The sequence below is a fragment of the Variovorax sp. Soil_C_17 genome, assembly GCF_057657265.1.
On sequence record NZ_JBDGIT010000001.1, the window covers coordinates 798,954 to 813,354 of the forward strand.

The 14,401-nt window shown below is 69.4% G+C and carries 15 protein-coding genes; 1 reads left to right on the top strand and 14 read right to left on the bottom strand.

Annotated features, from left to right (window positions below; all coding sequences use genetic code 11):
- Positions 1–16: 16 nt before the first annotated feature.
- Genes AC3A6Y_RS03760 through AC3A6Y_RS03770 form a run of 3 tightly spaced genes read right to left on the bottom strand, consistent with a single transcriptional unit; the run spans position 17 to position 2,984 of the window.
- On the bottom strand, positions 17–1,021 hold the full coding sequence (locus AC3A6Y_RS03760) for a lysylphosphatidylglycerol synthase domain-containing protein (protein WP_487866887.1): 1,005 nt from the start codon (positions 1,019–1,021) through the stop codon (positions 17–19).
- On the bottom strand, positions 1,018–2,244 hold the full coding sequence (clsB, locus tag AC3A6Y_RS03765; protein ID WP_487866888.1) for a cardiolipin synthase ClsB: 1,227 nt from the start codon (positions 2,242–2,244) through the stop codon (positions 1,018–1,020). Before clsB ends, AC3A6Y_RS03760 begins: the two co-directional genes overlap by 4 nt.
- An 11-nt stretch (positions 2,245–2,255) precedes the next feature.
- Positions 2,256–2,984 carry an endonuclease/exonuclease/phosphatase family protein gene (locus AC3A6Y_RS03770; RefSeq protein WP_106559618.1) on the bottom strand — a complete coding sequence of 243 codons (729 nt, stop codon included), beginning with the start codon at positions 2,982–2,984 and terminating at the stop codon, positions 2,256–2,258.
- 258 nt (positions 2,985–3,242) lie between these two features.
- On the opposite strand from AC3A6Y_RS03770, the gene AC3A6Y_RS03775 reads away from it, so the two are divergent.
- Complete coding sequence (locus tag AC3A6Y_RS03775; protein ID WP_487866889.1) at positions 3,243–3,674, top strand: serine/threonine protein kinase; 432 nt, start codon at positions 3,243–3,245, stop codon at positions 3,672–3,674.
- Between the two features lie 64 nt (positions 3,675–3,738).
- On the opposite strand, the gene AC3A6Y_RS03780 is transcribed toward AC3A6Y_RS03775, so the two are convergent.
- The 11 genes from AC3A6Y_RS03780 to xrtQ form a co-directional block, all read right to left on the bottom strand.
- Positions 3,739–4,293 carry a Spy/CpxP family protein refolding chaperone gene (locus tag AC3A6Y_RS03780; RefSeq protein WP_487866890.1) on the bottom strand — a complete coding sequence of 185 codons (555 nt, stop codon included), beginning with the start codon at positions 4,291–4,293 and terminating at the stop codon, positions 3,739–3,741.
- Between the two features lie 135 nt (positions 4,294–4,428).
- Positions 4,429–5,499 (bottom strand): flavodoxin family protein, encoded by a 1,071-nt coding sequence (locus AC3A6Y_RS03785; protein ID WP_487866891.1) that lies wholly within the window; start codon positions 5,497–5,499, stop codon positions 4,429–4,431.
- Positions 5,500–5,596: 97 nt separating this feature from the next.
- On the bottom strand, positions 5,597–6,502 hold the full coding sequence (locus tag AC3A6Y_RS03790) for a pirin family protein (protein WP_487866892.1): 906 nt from the start codon (positions 6,500–6,502) through the stop codon (positions 5,597–5,599).
- Between the two features lie 33 nt (positions 6,503–6,535).
- Positions 6,536–7,282 carry an aspartate/glutamate racemase family protein gene (locus AC3A6Y_RS03795; RefSeq protein WP_487866893.1) on the bottom strand — a complete coding sequence of 249 codons (747 nt, stop codon included), beginning with the start codon at positions 7,280–7,282 and terminating at the stop codon, positions 6,536–6,538.
- Between the two features lie 4 nt (positions 7,283–7,286).
- Entirely contained in the window at positions 7,287–8,129 is an 843-nt protein-coding gene (locus AC3A6Y_RS03800; protein ID WP_487867788.1) for an ABC transporter permease, read from the bottom strand.
- A 52-nt stretch (positions 8,130–8,181) separates the two neighbouring features.
- Positions 8,182–9,072, bottom strand: coding sequence for an ABC transporter permease (locus AC3A6Y_RS03805; protein ID WP_487866894.1), 891 nt, complete (start codon positions 9,070–9,072; stop codon positions 8,182–8,184).
- A gap of 39 nt (positions 9,073–9,111) precedes the next feature.
- Positions 9,112–10,386, bottom strand: a complete 1,275-nt coding sequence (locus tag AC3A6Y_RS03810; protein ID WP_487866895.1) for an ABC transporter substrate-binding protein — start codon at positions 10,384–10,386, stop codon at positions 9,112–9,114.
- A gap of 44 nt (positions 10,387–10,430) precedes the next feature.
- Positions 10,431–11,537, bottom strand: coding sequence for an ABC transporter ATP-binding protein (locus AC3A6Y_RS03815; RefSeq protein WP_487866896.1), 1,107 nt, complete (start codon positions 11,535–11,537; stop codon positions 10,431–10,433).
- A gap of 87 nt (positions 11,538–11,624) precedes the next feature.
- Entirely contained in the window at positions 11,625–12,899 is a 1,275-nt protein-coding gene (locus AC3A6Y_RS03820) for a biosynthetic peptidoglycan transglycosylase (RefSeq protein ID WP_487866897.1), read from the bottom strand.
- A 13-nt stretch (positions 12,900–12,912) separates the two neighbouring features.
- Complete coding sequence (locus AC3A6Y_RS03825; protein WP_487866898.1) at positions 12,913–13,494, bottom strand: hypothetical protein; 582 nt, start codon at positions 13,492–13,494, stop codon at positions 12,913–12,915.
- Positions 13,472–14,401: an exosortase Q gene (gene xrtQ / locus AC3A6Y_RS03830; protein WP_487866899.1), complete on the bottom strand. Its 930-nt coding sequence runs from the start codon at positions 14,399–14,401 to the stop codon at positions 13,472–13,474. The genes AC3A6Y_RS03825 and xrtQ overlap by 23 nt, the downstream gene beginning before the upstream one ends.

Genomic DNA, 14,401 nt, shown 5'->3' on the forward strand with positions numbered 1-14,401 from the left:
GCTGGCCCCACCGGCGTCAGGGTCTGCGCTGTCGTGCGCGCCGCCGGCGGTGCCGCACCCGCACCTCGGTGAAGAAATAAGCGGCGGAGGCGATGCACAAGGGCAGCAGGTAATAGATCGCCCGATAGGCCAGCAGTGCGCCCAGCAGGCGATCCGTTGCGATCTGGTGCGACAGCAGCGCGACGAAGACCGCCTCCAGCACGCCCAGGCCGGCCGGCACATGGGTGATCACGCCCGCCACCGCGGCCACCAGAAGCACGGCGAGCACCTGCGGATAGGGCAGCTGCTGCTGCAGCAGGAGCCAGATCACGCCGCCGATCAGCGCCCAGTTGGTGCAGGACATCAAGAGCTGCAGCAGCGCCATGCCGAGGGCCGGGGTCTGCAGTTCGTGCCCGCGCAATTCCCAGGTGTGCTCTCGCGCCACCGCGCAAAGGATGAGGTAGGCGAGCGCCAGCACGATCAGCGTGCCGCCGAGGATGCGCAGCCCGTCCTCCTCGATCTTCCACTCGGGCGGCAGTGCATTCGGCCAGAAGAAGAAGGCGAGGCCGGCCACCACCAGGTAGCCGAGCCAATTGGTCAGCATGCTGAAGCCGAGCACGCGCGTGATCGTCAGGTTGTCCAGGCCGTGGCGCGAATAGAGCCGGTATCGGAAGGCGACGCCGCCGATCAAGGAACCGAGGTTGAGATTGAAGGCATAGCTGATGAAGGTCACGCCCATGACGGTGCCGGTGCCCAGCCGGTGGCCCGTCATGTGGCGGCCGAGCAGGTCGTAGGTGCTGTAGATCCCGAAGCTGCAGGCGGCCAGGAGCACGGCGGCCAGCAAGGCCGGCAGCGGGATCTCGAACACGGCCTGCAGCACCCGGCCCCAGTCGATCGTGCGTGCCTGGCGCACCAGCAGCCAGGCCACGAGGCCGAAGAAGCTCCAGGTCGCGATGCGCTTGAGCCAGGGCCACCACGCGTGGCGCGCCATGCCGTGCACCGGCACGCCGTTGCGCAAGGCGGGGCGCGCATCGCCGCTCATGCGTGGTCCGTTCGGGTCGCCCCGCCGTGCGGGCCCTGTCCGGCCAGCGGCTGAAGTCGCGGCGCATGGCGCGGCAGCCAGCCGACCCAGGAGGGATACCAGCGCAGCAGGTGGAAGACGAAAAAGCTGCGCACCAGCCGCCAGGCACTCCACTCGCTGAGCTCGGCCACGTCGATCGTCTTGCAGTGATCCCGCATCAGATATTCCAGCCGCTCGCCGAGATGCGCGGCGAAGGCGGCATCGCGCACGATCACGTTGGCCTCGAGATTGAGCGACAGGCTCAGCGGGTCGAGGTTGCTGGAGCCGACCGTGCTCCAGCGATCGTCCACCAGCGCCACCTTGCCGTGCAACGGGCGCTGGCAATACTCGTGGATGTGCACGCCGGCATGCAACAGGTGGTGGTAGAGCATGCTGGCGCCGACCTTGACGATCGGCATGTCCGGCTCGCCCTGCAGGATCAGGTTCACGTCCACGCCGCGCCGCGCCGCGCGCCGCAGCGCCTTGATGAGCCGGTAGCCCGGGAAGAAGTAGGCGTTGGCGATCACGATGCGCTGGCGCGCGCTGCGGATGGCGGCGAGGTAGTGGCGCTCGATGTCGTTGGTGTGGCGCCGGTTGTCGCGCGTGACGAACTGCGCTTCGGCTTCGCCGGCCGCCGCGTTGGCCGGCGGCGGTGCCGCCGCGAGGCGGCGCCGGAACCAGCCGGCGCCCTTGTTGCCCACGGCGATCGCGTGCAGCACGAAGCGGTGGATTTCCGACACGATCGGGCCTTCGAGCTCGACCGCATAGTCCTGCTTGGCCTTGGGGCCGAAGTCCATCAGGTGGTCGGCCGAAAAATTGATGCCGCCCACGAACGCGATCCGGCCGTCGACCACCGTGATCTTGCGGTGCATGCGGCGAAAGAGGTTGAGCCGCTGGCCGAGGAACCGGCGGCCCGGGTCGAACACGCGCACGCGCACGCCGGCCGCGCTCAGGCTTTCGACGAACGTGTCGGACAGGTTGGGCGAGCCGAAGCCGTCGATCATCAGGTCCACCTTCACGCCACGCTTCGCCGCCGCGCACATGGCCTCGTGAAGCGCGAGGCCGACCTTGTCCTCGAACAGGATGAAGGTCTCGATGATCACCTCGCGCTCGGCCGTGCGGATGGCCTCGAAGACGCGCGGAAAGAACTGCTCGCCGTTCTCGAGCAGTTCCACGCGGTTGCCGGCTGTCCAGCGCTGGGCCATGGCTTTCCTCGTCAGAGCTCGATCTCCGCCACCAGAGGCGCATGGTCCGACAGGTGCGACCACGGCTTGCGCGGCAGCACGACCGGCGCGTGCACGCCCGCGTTGCGCACGTAGATGCGGTCGAGCGACAGCAGCGGGAAGCGCGAGGGGAAGGTCTTTGCGGCGCTGCCGTTGGCATGCACGAACACTTCGCGCAGTGCGGCGCCCTGCTCGAGGATCTCGTGCGCGCGGCCGCGCCAGTCGTTGAAGTCGCCGGCCACGATCAGCGGCGCATCGGCCGGCACTTCGTCGCGCACGATGTGGCACAAGAGTTCGAGCTGCTGCAGCCGGTGGTTCTCGGCCAGGCCGAGGTGCGCGCAGATCGCGTGTACATCGACGGTGCGGCCGGGCAAGCGCAGCACGCAGTGCAGCAGCCCGCGCTTTTCCGGACCGACGATCGACACGTCGTGGTTCTTGAAGTGGACGATCGGGAACTTCGACAGCACCGCATTGCCGTGGTGGCCCCGCGGATAGACCGCGTTGCGGCCATAGGCGAACTGCGGCCACATGGTGTCGGCCAGGAACTCGTAGTGGGGCGCCTCCGGCCAGTTGTCGATCCTGCGCGAATGGCGCGAGTGCGTGCCCAGCACCTCCTGCAGGAACACCACGTCGGCGCCGACCGTGCGGACCGCCTCACGCAGCTCCGGCAGGATGAACTTGCGATTGAGCGCGGTGAAGCCCTTGTGGGTGTTCACCGTCATGACCTTGAGCGAGGTGGGCGAGGCAACCGTACCTGCAGCGGGGGTGGAGGGCTTCACAGAGGCAGTTGTAAGGCGGTGTGCCCGGCACCGCTGTAGGAGCTTGCCACCTTCTTCACTCGCCTGCGGAAGGCAGCGGCCGGTTCCTACAGGCGGGCCTGCCCGATCCCCACATCCGGTGCGCCGGGGGCTTCCTACGGTGGACTCGGAGCTCGAGCAAGGGGCTCACGTTTCTGTTTGAACCTTGAAGGGGACATCACCATGAAGAGAGCCTTGATTGCAAGTGCGGTGCTCACCGGCCTGATGGGCCTGGCGGGCGCCAGTTTCGGCCAGACCACCAGCGTCCCGGCACAGCCCGACCCGGCCAAGGGCGGGCAGGCGAGCACCAAGAGCGTGCCGGGTGGCGTGGCGAACGCCACCCAGCGGCCCGACGGCACGGACCCGGCCTCGCGCGAGGCCGTGAGAGCGGAGGCGCGGGCCCACAACCGCAACAACATCAACAACCCGGTACCCAAGGGTGAGGCCACCACCACCGTGAACGGACAGCCCAATGCCATGCCGAGGCCCACCGGCGAGATGTCGCGTGGCGAGGTGAGCGCGGATGCGCGCAAGGTGAGGCCGCGCTTCGGCGAGCGTGGCGAGCGGCCTGAAGTTCCGACCAACCCGACCGACAAGACAGGCACGCCGCAGTAAGCGGCCTTGACGGCAAAAAGCCCGCAGCCATCGCTGCGGGCTTTTTCATGGGCTTCTGCGGCCCTCAGCTCTTGGCGGGTTCGCGCTGGCCGTGGTGCGGATGGTGGTGGTGGCCGCCACGATGGCCGAAGTGCACGGTTTCCGCATCGAAGGTCTTCTGCTGCGCCGGCGAGAGCGTCGCATAGAAGCTGCGCGTGGCCTCCACGCGCTGGGCGAAGCGGGCGCTGCGCTCGGCCTGGCGGGCCTGCATGTGCTCCAGGCGCTGCGGCGTCGTCAGCTTGGCGAACTCGGCGCGGTCCATGCGGGCCTGGCCGGCCGGGCGGGACGGCCGCTGCTGCGCGGTGGTGAAGTTGTTCCATGCGCCTTCCTGGCTGGCGTCGAGCTTGAGCTTCTGCTTGAGCTCGGCCAGGCGTTGCGCGCGCTTGGCCTGCATGTGCTCCATGCGCTGGGCGCGGTCCATGTGCGGGCGCGCGGCCTTGGCATCGGCCGGGGCGGCCTGCGCAGCGGGAGCGGGGGCGGGCGTCGAGGACGGGGAGCCCTGGGCGAAGCCGGTGCTGCAGGCGAAGGCGGCCGAGGCAATCAGGCCGGCCATGAGCTTTTTCTGACGAGACGAGATCATGAGGGTGCTTCCTTTCGAAGAAGCCTGCCGACACGGCGGCAGGTGAGGCAAGTGTGAAGGCGCTCTGTGTCGCCGCCGTCGCGCATGCGTGAGGCGGGCGTAAAGAAAAATGTCAGGCCGTTTCGGCGCCGGCAGCTACTTGGGCCGCGGGGGCTCCAGGCCGGCGTCCGGCGGCTCGAGCCGGCCGGCGCGCAGCGCGCCCACCGCGCGGACGACCGCGCGGGCGACGTTGCGCACCTCTTCCTGCAGGCCGGTGTCCTGGTCGAGCGCATCGTGGCTGGTCGCATAGGGGGCGTAGTAGCCGAGGTAGCGGTCCAGCCGCGCCTGCGAGCCGGCATCGAGCAGGCCCATCCAGTCCAGCCAGTCGCTGAGGTTGCGCCGCAGGCTCTCCACCCCGGCCACGTCGCCATGCACCACCAGGCCATAGGCCCGCCCCGCCAGATGCTTGGGATAAGCCCAGCCCTTGAGTTCGATCGCCTTGGCTTCGTCGGCCTTCTTGCCGTGGGTGGAGGTGGGGTCGGGATTGCCGCCGTCGGCGCAGACCAGGCGGTCGGCCATCAGCTTGAGCGGGCTGGTGGACTGATACCAGTGGGTGGGCGTGAAGATGATCACCCCGTGGGCCGCGACCCAGCGTTCGTAGATCTCGTTCATCCAGTCGCCGGTCTGCCGCAGCGCATGGTTGGGGTAGCAGCTGCAGGGCCAGTGGCACAGCGGCATCGCCGTCGAGACGCAGCTCTTGCAGGGATGGATGTGGCGGCCGTAGTCGGAAGTGAGCACGCTGAGGTCCAGCACGTCGATGTCCATCTGCTGCGCCTCGAGCACCTCGCGCGCCAGTTGCATCAGGCGGAAGCTCTTCGACATCTCTCCCGGGCAGGTGCCGTCGTTGCGCGGAGAGCCGTTGATCAACAGCACGCGCGACTTCGTCTCGGGCTTCGACCACGCGGCCTGCGCACGCTCGATGCGCGCCTTCGCTTCCAGCCAGTCGACGGAGAGCTCGTACTCGGGGTCGGCGTACCCCGGGCCTGCCTTGCGCGTCACCGGCGCCTTGCGGCTTTCCCGGTAGGCCTCCCAGGCGATGACCTCGATGCGCGCCAGGGCCTCCGACTCGGCGCGATAGGCCGGGTCGCGGTAGCTCTGCATGAAGCGTTCGTGAAACTCGGTGCGTTCGATGGGTGGTGGCGCCTGGCCTTTGCGGACTTCGGTCATCCCATCAATCTATGCAGCACGCGGCGCTCGCACACCGCCGAGACAGGCGCGAGCTGCGGTAGGCGGGCGACTACAGCCCGCCTCGGCGCCGTCCCGCTCAGGCGAGCTTGCCGTTCTGGAAGTCGTTCACGGCCTGCGTCACTTGCTCGCGCGTGTTCATGACGAAGGGACCGTACTGCGCGATCGGCTCGCGCAAGGGCTTGCCCGCGATCAGCAGCGCCCGCGCCGGGCTGTGGTTGGAGGCCGGGGCGCGCAGCAGCACCCCGTCGCTGTCCGGATCGTTGGCCAGGATGGCCATGCGCTTGGTCGGAATCTCGCTGCTGCCGATGTAGAGCGATTCGCGGAACACGTAGAGCAGGGCATTGCGGTCCGGCGCCAGGGCCTGGGCGAACTCGGTGCCCGGCGGCAGCGTGAGATCGAGGTAGAGCGGCTCCGTGTGCTCGCGCTGCACCGCGCCGGCCATGCCGTGGCTCTCGCCCGCGATCACGCGCACATGCACGCCGGCCGGCGTGACGAGCTCGGGGATCTCTTCGCTGCGGATGTCGCGATACCAGGGCTCGCGCATCTTGTCCTTGGCCGGCAGGTTGAGCCAGAGCTGAAAGCCTTCCATCAGCCCTTCCTCCTGCTCGGGCAGCTCGCTGTGCACCAGGCCGCGGCCGGCCGTCATCCACTGCACGCCGCCGCTGGCCAGCAGGCCCTCGTGGCCGGCGCTGTCGCGATGGCGCATGCGGCCCGCGATCATGTAGGTGACGGTCTCGAAGCCGCGGTGCGGGTGGCTGGGAAAGCCGCCGATGTAGTCGGCGGGGTTGTCGCTGCCGAAGGCATCGAGCATCAGGTACGGGTCGAGCCGCTGCTGCAGCGGCTGGTGCAGCACGCGCGTGAGCTTGACGCCGTCGCCGTCGCTGGTGGAGACGCCGGCGACGATCTGGTCGATGCCGCGCGGCCGGGCCAGCGTCACGGGCTCGACATGGTGAGGGGGTCGGGTTGCGTTCGGCGTGCTCATGCGAGGCAATGGTGGCACGGACCGATGTCCTCGCTAGGGGTGGGGATGCCGCGCGGCCAGCGCCTCGAGCTCCCAGGACACGCCTTGCCAGCCTGCGTCGATGCCGGCGGTGCGGGGAGCGGCCGCTGTGCGCCCGGCCTCGATGGCCCAGCGCGCGCCGGCGCTCACGCTGTCGATCAGCGGCACGGGAAGCCGGGGCGCGATGGCGGCGGCCAGGCCCGCCAGTCCGGCGCCGCCCAGGATCACCGCCTGCGCCTCGTAGCGGGCGACAGCCTCCAGGCAGGCCTCGGTCAGCAGTGCCTGCGCGCCGGCCGGGTCGGCTGCCAGCTCGGCGCCGCTTGGCGCCACCGTGTGGATGCCGGCCAGCGCGGATGCGTGGCCGAGCGCCAGGGCCAGGCGTTCGAGCATCGGCCGCCAGCGCTCGCCGCCCGTCACCACCGCGAAGCGCCCGTGCCGTGCCGCGGCGGCGAAGGCGGCTTGCGCGAGGCCGCCCACCGGCACGCCGCTGGCCTCGCGCAGGGCGAACAGGCCCGGGTCGCCGAAGCAGCCGATCAGCACCGCGCCGGCACGCTCGCCGCGCGCCACGGCCGCGGCCCACGCATCGAGCACCGCGTGCTGGGCCACTGCGTAGCTGGCCTCGCTGGCGATGTAGGGGGCGCCGAAGCGGGCGGTGACGGTGTGCACCTTCAGGGCCGGACTCACTTCGCCCTGCACATGGCGCTGCAGCAGCGCACTCACCGCCGTCGAGGTGTTGGGATTGATGATCAGCAGACAGCCCACGTCATCAACGTCGTTGCCGCGTGGCGCGCCGCCGCAGCCAGACCGCGCTGCCGAGTGCGAGCGCCATCACCGCGAACGAAACGATGGTGGTGACCGTGCCCAGCGCGTAGATGGCGGGCGTCGTCACGGTCGAGGTCAGGCCCTGCAGTTCCAGCGGCAGGGTGTTGACGTCGCCGATGGCCTGCGAGGTGCGCGCGATCTCGTCCCAGCTGAGCGTGAAGCCGAACATGCCGATGCCGACGATCGAGGGCCCGATCAGCGGCAGCACCACATGACGGAAGCTCTGCCAGGGCGTGGCGCCGAGGTCGCGCGCGGCCTCCTCGTAGGCCGGGTTGAAGCGGTTGAATACGGCGAACATGATGAGCAGGCCGAAGGGCAGCGTCCATGTGAGATGGGCTCCCAGAGCGGAGCTCAGCAGCCCCAGCGCGGTGCCGTAGGTTTCGAGCGTGCCGTTGGCATCCAGTGCCGCCAGCGCGCCCTTGATGCCGCTGTCGATCAGCCGGAACTGCAGGCCGATGCCCAGCGACACGATGATGGACGGCATGATCAGGCTCGCCACCGTGACGAAGAAGAGCGCGTTGCCGCCCGCGAGCTTCTTGCGGAAGGCCAGGCCCGCCAGCACCGAGAGCGCGACGGTGAAGAGCATGACCACCGTGCCCAGCATCAGCGAGCGCCGGAAGGCGGCGCCGATGTCCACCGTGCCCAGACCTTCGGCGAGCTTGCGGAACCAGTGCAGCGAGACGCCGCGCAACGGAAAGGTCAGGCCGCCCTCCGGCCCCTGGAAGCTCAGCACGAAGATGGTGATCATCGGCCCGTAGAGAAAGAGCACGAAGAGCGCGAACACCATCGCCAGCGGCCAGAAGCCGCGGCTGCGCTGGACGCCGAACCGCGTGCCCACCTCAGAGCTCCTTTCGGATGTCGACGAGCCGCGTCAGCCCCCAGATGATCATCAGCACCACCGCCAGCAGGATCATCGCGTTGGCCGCTGCCAGCGGGAACTGCAGGTAGGAGGTCTGGACCTGGATGATCTTGCCGACCGAGGCGATCTGCTGGCCGCCCATGACGCCGATGGTGACGAAGTCGCCCATCACGATGGTGATGACGAAGATCGAGCCGATGAGGATGCCGGTGCGCGAGAGCGGCACGATCACGTTCCACAGCGTCTGCCAGCCGGTGGCGCCGGCGTCGCCGGCGGCTTCGAGCAGCGAGCGGTCGATGCGCATCATCGAGTTGAAGATCGGCACGATCATGAACATCGTGTAGAGGTGCACGAAGGCCAGCACCACCGAGAAGTCCGAGAACAGCAGCCATTCGACGGGCGAATCGACAAGGCCCAGCGCCACCAGGCCCTGGTTGACGAGCCCGTTACGGCCGAGCAGCGGCACCCACGAGATCATGCGGATCACGTTCGAGGTCCAGAAGGGCACGGTGCACAGCACGAACAGCAGGGTCTGCATGCCGGGCGAGCGCACGTGGAAGGCCAGGAAGTGGGCCACCGAGAAGCCGATCAGCAGGGTGATGGCCCAGACCAGCAGACAGAACTTGAGCGTGCTCAGGTAGGTGGAGAGCGTGACGCAGAAGTCGCCGCTGTCGGTGAGATGCGAGCAGCCTTCGAAGATGCTCGCGTAGTTGCGCAGCGTGAGCGCCGGGAGCAGCTCGTACTCGTTGAAGTTCCAGAGGCTGACCATCGCGATCAGCGCCAGCGGGATCAGGAAGAAGAGCAGGAAGACCAGCGCGAATGGCGCGGCTTGCCACCAGGGCTTGATGCTTGCAGTTGCCGATGTGTTCATTTCTTGTTCCCTCCCCTTCCGGGGGAGGGAGCAACGCAGTTACGCCGCTACGAACTCGTTCCACTTGCGCACCATGTACTCGTTCTCGTCCATCACCGCGTTCCAGCAGGCGATGCCGCCCATGCGCTGCTCGTAGCTCCCGCCGTCCCGCACCGCGCCGGTCTTGGCCAGCAGCTCGCCGTTCGGGCTCTTGATGTCCTGCGTCGCGGCCTTGCCCTCCATCCAGTAGGCCCACTCGTAGGCCTCCATCTTCGCCTTGGCGGTCTCCAGCACGGCGCTGTAGTAGCCCTGCCGATTGAGGTACGCGCCGGCCCAGCCGTCGAGGAACCAGTTGATGAACTCGTAGGCGCCGTCGAGCTTCCTGCCCGAGAGCGTCGCCGGCAGCCCGAAGCCCGCGGCCCAGGCGCGGTAGCCCTCCTTCAGCGGCTGGAAGTTGCACGAGATGCCCTTGGTGCGCACGGCTGTCACGGCCGGCGACCACATCGACTGGATCACCACCTCGCCGGAGGCCATCAGGTTGACCGACTCGTTGAAGTCCTTCCACAGCGCGCGGAACTGGCCGGCCTTCTTGGCCTCGATCAGGGTCTTGATCGTGAGGTCGATCTCGGCCTTGCTCATGTTGCCCTTGTCGGCGTACTTGTGGATGCCCTTGGCCTCCACCACCATCGCCGCGTCCATGATGCCGATGGACGGAATGTTGAGAATCGCGGCCTTGCCCTTGAACTCGGGATTGAGCAGTTCGGCCCAGGTGTCGATGGGCCGCTTGATGAGGTCGGGCCGGATGCCCAGCGTATCGGCGTTGTAGACCGTCGGGATCAGCGACATGAACTGGGTCGGCGACTTGGCGAACACCTTGCTCTTCTCGCCCTCCAGGAAGATCACCTTCTTCGGCGCCGTGCCCTGGTCGCCCACCTTCTTGCCGGCCACCTCGCCCTTGGTGAAGAGAGACGTGATCTTGTCGGCGTTCTTGATCTTCTTTGTGTCGATGCCCTTGAGGTTGCCCGTGGGAACGATTTTCTTCAGCGAGAAGTACTCGGTGTCGATCAGGTCGAAGCTGTTGGGCGCGGTCACGGCGCGCTTGGTGACGTCGTCGGTGGTGACGGCCACGTACTGGATCTCGATGCCGGTGTCGGCCTTGAACTTCTCGGCGATCGCCTTGTCCTGGTTGACCGCGGTGCCGAGATAGCGCAGCACGATCTTCTCCTGCGCATGGATGGCGGGGAACACGCCGGCGGCGAGGATGCCCGCGGTGCCTTGCAGCAGGGTGCGGCGCTGCACGCCTTGGGGGGTGGTGGAGTCGATGGGTGCGGACATGGTTGGGCTCCTGAGGGCGCTGTGATGAATCGGGTTGTGGGGGGTCAGGCCGCCATCGACGCCAGCGCCGACAGGGGCGCGGGGCGCGACACCGGCCCTGAGGGCGGCTCGCCCTCGGGTCGGACGGCGCCCGGCCCCAAGGGACGCGCGTCGGCCGGCGACCACGAGAGGCGCACGTCCTGGCCGACGGCATGGGGATGCATCGCGTAAGCCTTCTCCGGCAGCAGCACCGAGACGCCGCTGCGCTCGGGCGCGGCGCCTTCGAGCTGCAAGCCGATCAGCACGTAGGTGCCCTGGTATTCGACATCGGTGATCCGGGCCGCGAGCCCGGGCTGGGCGCCGGCGGCCGGCGCGATCTGCATGTGGTCGTTGCGCACCGCGATCAGCCCGGCGGGCGTTTCCAGCACGTTGTGCCCGCCCATGAAGCGGGCGACGAACTCGCTGGCCGGATGGTCGTAGACCTGGTGCGGCGTGCCCACCTGCTCGATCAGGCCGTGGTTCATCACCACCATGGTGTCGGCCAGCGCCATCGCTTCCTCCTGCGAGTGCGTCACGTGGATGAAGGTCAGGCCCAGCTCCTTCTGCCAGCGCCGCAGCTCGGCGCGCATCTGGATGCGCAGGAAGGGGTCGAGCGCGGACAGCGGCTCGTCGAGCAGCAGCACGCGCGGTTGCGTGATGAGCGCGCGCGCCAGCGCCACGCGCTGCTGTTGCCCGCCCGACAGCTCGCCCGGCTTGCGCTGCGCCAGGTGCCCCATGGCGACGCGCTCCAGCAGCTGGCCCGCGCGCCGGTGCCGCTCGACCTTCGAGACGCCCTTCATCTTGAGGCTGAAGGCCACGTTGTCGAGCGCGGAGAGGTGCGGGAAGAGGGCGAAGCTCTGGAACATCATGGCCGTGCCGCGGGCCGCGGCCGGCAGGTGGGTGATGTTGCGGTTGTCCAGCAGGATGTCGCCGCCCGAGGCCGTTTCATGCCCCGCCACCATGCGCAGCGTGGTGCTCTTGCCGCAGCCCGAAGGCCCGAGCAGGCAGCAGTAGGAGCCGCTCGCGATGCGCAGGTCGATCTGGTCGACCGCGGGCGGCGCGCCGGCGGCGTAGCGCTTGCTGAGCGCCACGAGTTCGACAGCCGCGGGCGGAAGGGCGGTAACAGCATCCATCGACAGCGTCATCGCAAGATGAATGCCAGCGACTGCCCACCTGGCGGCAGCCCCGGTCGCGCCGAATTGGTGCGGGCAGTGCCCGCTTCAGGGCGGCGGTGCGAAGCGCGAGGTGGCGAGGTTTTTGAGCAGCGACTCGCGCTGCCCGCGGGTGAGGCCGCGCAGGCCCTCGGCCACCCACTTGGCGCGCTCCCCGTCGATGCGCCCGTCGCGCTGCCACTTCTCGAGTGCCGCGCCCGGGTTGTTCAGCATCGCGGCCAGCCAGACGGCCTGGGCCGGGTCCAGGTTGCGGGCGCTGCGCTTGAAGTAGCGGCGGGCCGCGGCCTCGGCGCCGCACAGGCCCTCGCCCCAGGGCGCGTTGTCGAGGTAGAGCTGCAGGATGCGGGGCTTGCCCAGCGTTTCCTCCATCTCCACCGCGTAAAGCAGCTCGCGCAGCTTGCGCTCGGCGCTGCGTTCGCTGCCGGTCACGACCAGCCGGGCCAGCTGCTGGCTCAGGGTGCTGCCGCCGCGCGCGACCTGGCCGGCCTTCTGGTTGGCGTCGAGCGCGGCCGTGAGCTCGGCCAGGTCGTAGCCGGGGTGGCTGAAGAAGCGCTGGTCTTCGGCCGCGATCACCGCACGGGCCAGCCAGCTGTCGGGCGCCAGCCGGCTCGGCGGGCCGCAGCTGGTGCGGGCGTCGAGCAGGGCCTCGGTGCCCAGGCCTTCGACGCGGAACTGCTCGATGCGCGGGATCAACGCGAGATGGTACGCCGGCAGGTCGAGCTGAGCGCGCAGGGCCAGCGTGCCGCTGATCTTCGCCCGCTGCAGCTCGGGCAGGGAGGGCGCCAGCACGCTGTACCAGCGGGCGATCGGCGCGTCGGGCGCATCGATGTGGATCTGCAGGGTCTTCTGCGTGAGCCGGCCGTCCCAGCGTGCGCGCAGCACGTTGTCGCCCGCCACGCTGGAGACGGTGGTCGCGGCCGGCGTGGCCTCGAGCACGCCGTTGAGCGAGCCGGCATCGCGGCGCGCGGTGAAGCGCAGGTTGTCGAGCCGGATCGGCGTGGTGCCCAGCGCGGGCACGAAGGCACTGCAGGGCGCGCAGTCCAGCTCGAGGGTGTTGGTGGCCGCGTTCCAGCCGACGTGCACCGGGCCATGCTCGGTCGGGAAGCTGCGGCCGGCCAGCCAGGGTGCGAACCAGGAGGAGGTGGCGAGCCGGATGGCGGTGGGGACGCCGACATCGAGCGTGAAGGGCCCCGCCCTGACGCGGGTCGGCCACTCGCCGGGACTGGGCGCCAGCGCCAGCTTCACGATCAGGTAGACCGCGACCGCGGCGGTCAGCACCAGGGCCAGCAGGCCAAAAAGCAGGAAGAGCAGCGCTTTCTTCAAAAAAATCTCTCAATCACTCGAACGCGATCGGCCTTGCCAGGGTGACAGCCTGCCACGGCCCCTTGGACCGGCCACCGATTGCCGCCCAATACCAGGCTGAAGTGTCGGTGAAAGCCGTTCCCTCGGCATCGACGATGCGCTCGCAGACGCGCAACTTTTGCCCACCGGGGCCGTCGGTGACGAAACAACGCCACAGTCGATCCTGCGGATCGCGTTCCAGCCGCGTGTCGCCGATGCGAAAACCCAGCGCCCGGTAGCAGTCGGCAGCCGGGTGAAGCATGCGGGTCGGTGCGTTCACCTGGCGCAGGACCAGGGTCTGGCGGCCGTCGGTCAGGCGCGCGACGGCGCCGGGAAAGCGTTCGGCAAAGCGCTGCTCGACCGCGCCCAGCGCCATCGGCCGCAGCGGCGCGCCATCCCAGTGGCTGGGCCATTCGTGGAAGCTCGCGACCGGGGCCGCCGGCGGCGACGGGCGCAGTGCCGAGGCGGCCGACCACAGCAGGCACAGCGCCATCACCCCGGCGAAGCCGGCCTTTTGCGCGATGCGGTTGAGGAAGCGGTTGCCGAAGCAGCGTTCAAGAAAGAGCGGTATCGACACGGCGGGCTCCGGGGGTGGTGATCAGGCCGGGAATGGCGGTGGGGGCGAAAGGCGTCCGGGGCGCCGGCGCCATCAGCCGCGCGACCGCGCCGCAGACCAGCGCCAGCACGGCCAGGCCCACCGCCTCGTGCAGCCAGGGTGCGAGCGCAAGGCCCGCGCCCTCGAAGCCCACCAGCACGCTGTTGCGCAGAATGTTGCCGGCCAGCACCAGCAGGCCCACGGCCGGCAGCCGGGCCAGGAAGCGCCGGTCGCCGTGCCGCGCCCGGAGCGCGACCGCACAGGCCGTGAAGTAGCCGAGCCAGGCCATCTGCACGCCGGAGCAGGGCGCGTCGACGATGACCAGCCGGCCATCGACCAGCAGGCTGCTGCCCTCGCGCAGCACCGAGAAGCCCGGCGCCAGCAGCCACCGGCTGGCCTCGGCCGTGATCACGCGCAGCGGGTAGCCGGCATAGAACTGCAGCGAGGACAACAGCGGCAGCGCCAGCACCGCGAGGCCCAGCACGGGAAGCCTGGCCACCTGGCGCGGCAGGAAAGCCAGCAGGCCGGCGGCCAGCGCGAGCACGGCAACCAGGCCGGCCGCGAGCGGCGGCAGCGGCGGCACGGGGCCCATGCCGGTGCGCAGCAAGGTGGCCGCCAGCGTGCCGGCGGCCGCGAGGGCCAGCCAGCCGAGGCGCGGTGCGGCGCGCAGCGACCGGCGCTTCGACCATGCCAAGAGAGCGAGTGCGCAAAGGGCCAGCAGGCCGAGCGGATCGTCGGCGCCATCCTGCAGCCGGCGCGCCATCCAGAGCCAGGTCGGCGCCAGCGCGGCGGCCTGCAGCGCCAGCCAGGCGGCGGCGGGCGCGCGGTCGAGGCGGATGCCCCAGTCGAACACACGGGGGTGATGGCGGGCGAGTTGATCGAGGGTCAT

What these genes read in the sequence shown, in the direction of transcription:
- AC3A6Y_RS03760 (WP_487866887.1), bottom strand. Translation starts at nt 1,021, where the DNA reads ATGAGCGGCGATGCGCGCCCCGCCTTGCGCAACGGCGTGCCGGTGCAC.
- clsB (WP_487866888.1), bottom strand. Translation starts at nt 2,244, where the DNA reads ATGGCCCAGCGCTGGACAGCCGGCAACCGCGTGGAACTGCTCGAGAAC.
- AC3A6Y_RS03770 (WP_106559618.1), bottom strand. Translation starts at nt 2,984, where the DNA reads ATGACGGTGAACACCCACAAGGGCTTCACCGCGCTCAATCGCAAGTTC.
- AC3A6Y_RS03775 (WP_487866889.1), top strand. Translation starts at nt 3,243, where the DNA reads ATGAAGAGAGCCTTGATTGCAAGTGCGGTGCTCACCGGCCTGATGGGC.
- AC3A6Y_RS03780 (WP_487866890.1), bottom strand. Translation starts at nt 4,293, where the DNA reads ATGATCTCGTCTCGTCAGAAAAAGCTCATGGCCGGCCTGATTGCCTCG.
- AC3A6Y_RS03785 (WP_487866891.1), bottom strand. Translation starts at nt 5,499, where the DNA reads ATGACCGAAGTCCGCAAAGGCCAGGCGCCACCACCCATCGAACGCACC.
- AC3A6Y_RS03790 (WP_487866892.1), bottom strand. Translation starts at nt 6,502, where the DNA reads ATGAGCACGCCGAACGCAACCCGACCCCCTCACCATGTCGAGCCCGTG.
- AC3A6Y_RS03800 (WP_487867788.1), bottom strand. Translation starts at nt 8,129, where the DNA reads ATGGTGTTCGCGCTCTTCGTGCTCTTTCTCTACGGGCCGATGATCACC.
- AC3A6Y_RS03805 (WP_487866894.1), bottom strand. Translation starts at nt 9,072, where the DNA reads ATGAACACATCGGCAACTGCAAGCATCAAGCCCTGGTGGCAAGCCGCG.
- AC3A6Y_RS03810 (WP_487866895.1), bottom strand. Translation starts at nt 10,386, where the DNA reads ATGTCCGCACCCATCGACTCCACCACCCCCCAAGGCGTGCAGCGCCGC.
- AC3A6Y_RS03815 (WP_487866896.1), bottom strand. Translation starts at nt 11,537, where the DNA reads ATGGATGCTGTTACCGCCCTTCCGCCCGCGGCTGTCGAACTCGTGGCG.
- xrtQ (WP_487866899.1), bottom strand. Translation starts at nt 14,401, where the DNA reads ATGACCCTCGATCAACTCGCCCGCCATCACCCCCGTGTGTTCGACTGG.